Below are 2,846 nucleotides of genomic sequence, written 5' to 3'. Positions count from 1 at the left end.
TGTTTGGCGAGAACTGCACAATATTTATTGAGAGAATATTTATCGATTTTGTCTTCTCTCTTGGCATCCATCCAAAGCCTTAATGCTTTGTTTCTGATGAATTGTACTGTACGAATAGCTTCATCAATGGCAGAACACTGACTTGGTTTGACGACTGCTTTCATTTCTAAAACAATCATTGTTTATCGACCTCAAACAACTTATTTTATATTAACCTGTATAGCACAAATTGTCAAGATTTTGTAAACACCGAAGCTCTTACATTGAGCCTGTCGAAATGTGTCGAAATGTCGTGCTTCGCTGTTTTATACTGGTCGGGGTTTCATCCCGTCAGTGAAACTGAGGGTCTTCACCCGACATTTAAGATAAAATTAACTTTTTGATCTTTCTCCCAATTTACCCTATGGTTAGCAGTGCTGCTCGTCCAAGACCTTCCTTAAAAACCCTCTGGCAAAAGATAGAATCTTCTCCCTTGCCAGAAACCGAGGAATCGATTATTTTAAGAATTCTGGTGCAAGCTTTAGTAATCGTCGGTATTATCGCCACCGATGTGGCTACTGATAGTTATACCGGTATTTGGGCGGTTCCTCTCAGTATTATCGGCGGAATCTGGAGTTGGCGACGCAGGAAAAAGCGCAATATCGGGGCAAAATTTTGTATAGCGATCGGAATGTTAGTGGTGTTGGCGCTATTCTTGGGTAATATCGTTGCGATGCAGGATAGTCGCATTGCCTTAACACAATTATTAATTCAACTGCAAATTCTCCATAGTTTTGACCTGCCCCGACGCAAAGATTTAGGGTATTCTATGGTAATCGGTTTAATTCTCTTGGGAGTCGCCGGGACAATCTCCCAAACCCTCGCTTTTGCGCCTTGGTTAATCCTCTTTCTGCTTTTATCCCTACCTACCCTAGTTTTAGACTATCGTTCTCGTTTAGGTTTAGATAATCTCAATCAGAGTCTCCCTTTCTTCTCAAAGAAACCCCCGCGTCTAGCCACAAAAAAATTATTTTCCCCGCAAAATTCTCCCCTTTCTCCCAAACGTTTCGGGATTTTCTTTCTGACAATTCTCCTCTTGGGATTGACAATTTTTGCCCTGATGCCGCGTTTTCCGGGTTATCAAATTCAATCTTTTCCCGTCAATAGTCCCGAAGGTATGGAAAATCAGGATTTTGAACAGGGAGACAGACAAATCGTTAACCCCGGCTATGTGCGCGAGGGTGAAACGGGGAATGGAGGCGTAAATGGCGGTAATAGCCCCACCACAGGGTCAGGACAGCTAGATTCCACCTTTTATTACGGTTTTAACCCCCAAATCAACCAAAATTTGCGGGGAAGTATGACTCCCCAGACAGTCATGCGGGTACGTTCTCAAGCCCCCGGATTCTGGCGCGCCATGGCCTTTGATCGCTATACTGGTCAAGGGTGGCAAATCTCGCGAAATCAAGAAGTAGAGGATTTAAATCGCAGTAGTTGGTCCTATCGCTTTTTTGTGCCGCTACCTGCAACCCAAGCCAAAACCCATCAGGTAGTCCAAACTTACAGCATTGTCTCCAGTTTACCGAATATTATCCCCGCTCTTGCTTCGCCCCAGTATCTCTTTTTTCCTACCCGACAGGTATCTTTAGACCAAGAAAATAGCTTAAGGTCGCCGGGGGGATTAGCGGAAGGGCTAACTTATACTGTAATCTCACAAGTGCCGGAACGCAATCGCAGCCAACTGCGATCGGCCCCAGAAACCTACCCGAAGGCTATTCTCAAGTATTATTTACAAATTCCTGCCGAAATTGCCCCGAAAGTCCGCCGAAAAACCGAGGAATTGCTGGCCAAATCTCCCACACCGTTAACCTCTCCCTACGAGAAGGCCCTATATTTGGCCCAAGCATTGAAGCAAAACTACGAATTAAAAGCCGATTTGCCCTTTTTAGCCGAAAATGAGGATTTAGTCTCGGCCTTTTTGTTTCGTTTTCAGGGGGGTTACGCCGATCATTTTTCCAGCGTGTTAACGATTATGTTACGCTCGATCGGTATTCCTGCCCGATTAGCCACCGGTTTTGCCCCTGGCCAGTTTAATCCTTTCACTGGCTTTTATGTTGTCCAAAATACGGACGCTTACGCCATCACAGAGGTGTTTTTCCCTGGTTACGGTTGGTACACTTTCGATCCTATACCGGGCCGGGAATTAATTCCCCCATCCTTTGAGGAAGCGGAACCTTTTAGTGTCCTCAAGCAATTTTGGCAATGGGTAGCTGGATGGTTGCCCTCTCCAGTAACGGGTTTTCTCGGTCTGATTTGGGAAAATGTTATCGTTACTATCGGTAAGTTATTGGGATGGTTATGGCGCTTTATTTCTGGCAGTCTTTTAGGGGGAATTCTCGGCGGTTTAGTGGGGGTCGTCTTCGCTTACGCTGGTTGGTTAGGATGGCTACAGTTCCATCGTTGGCGTCGGGGTCGCAAGTTGGCAAAACTACCACCAATCGAGCGTTTATACCAGCAAATGTTAGGAATCTTAACAGAAGCTGGTTATGGTAAACATCCCGCTCAAACCCCTTTAGAATACGCTGTCGCCGCCCGCAGTGTCCAACCGCCGCCAGTGGCGAATATTATCGAGGAGATTGCTCGCGCCTACGTTGATTGGCGTTATGGCGGGAAATCGGCTAATATCGAGAGTTTACGCCAACGTTTTCGAGAGTTGCCCAAGCTAGTGAAAAAGTGAGCTTGAGCCTATAGTTAGGGTCTGCTGAAAAAGTTTTTCGGTGGGGGTTGGGGGTTGGGGGTTGGGGGTTGGGGGATGGGGGATGGGGGATGGGTTTTACCGATTTTCAGGTGGTCAACTACCTAATTTT

At 46.0% G+C, this 2,846-nt stretch carries 1 protein-coding gene and 1 pseudogene; one reads left to right on the top strand and one right to left on the bottom strand.

Annotated elements, in window-relative coordinates; translation table 11 throughout:
• Positions 1-179 (bottom strand): annotated as a pseudogene (locus EWV84_RS09125) (RNA-guided endonuclease TnpB family protein); the annotation flags it as partial.
• 224 nt (positions 180-403) lie between these two features.
• Here EWV84_RS09125 and EWV84_RS09120 point away from each other — a divergent pair.
• Positions 404-2,716, top strand: coding sequence for a transglutaminase TgpA family protein (locus EWV84_RS09120; protein ID WP_287077750.1), 2,313 nt, complete (start codon positions 404-406; stop codon positions 2,714-2,716).
• Positions 2,717-2,846 lie beyond the last annotated feature (130 nt).

Source organism: Microcystis sp. M_QC_C_20170808_M3Col (genome assembly GCF_007095505.1).
Classification (GTDB): Bacteria; Cyanobacteriota; Cyanobacteriia; order Cyanobacteriales; family Microcystaceae; genus Microcystis.
The sequence above is the reverse complement of the archived record's forward strand: the minus strand, read 5'-3'. Positions and strand labels throughout refer to the sequence as shown.

Excerpts from the sequence above, each read along its gene's own strand:
- EWV84_RS09120 (WP_287077750.1), top strand. The coding sequence starts at position 404 with ATGGTTAGCAGTGCTGCTCGTCCAAGACCTTCCTTAAAAACCCTCTGG.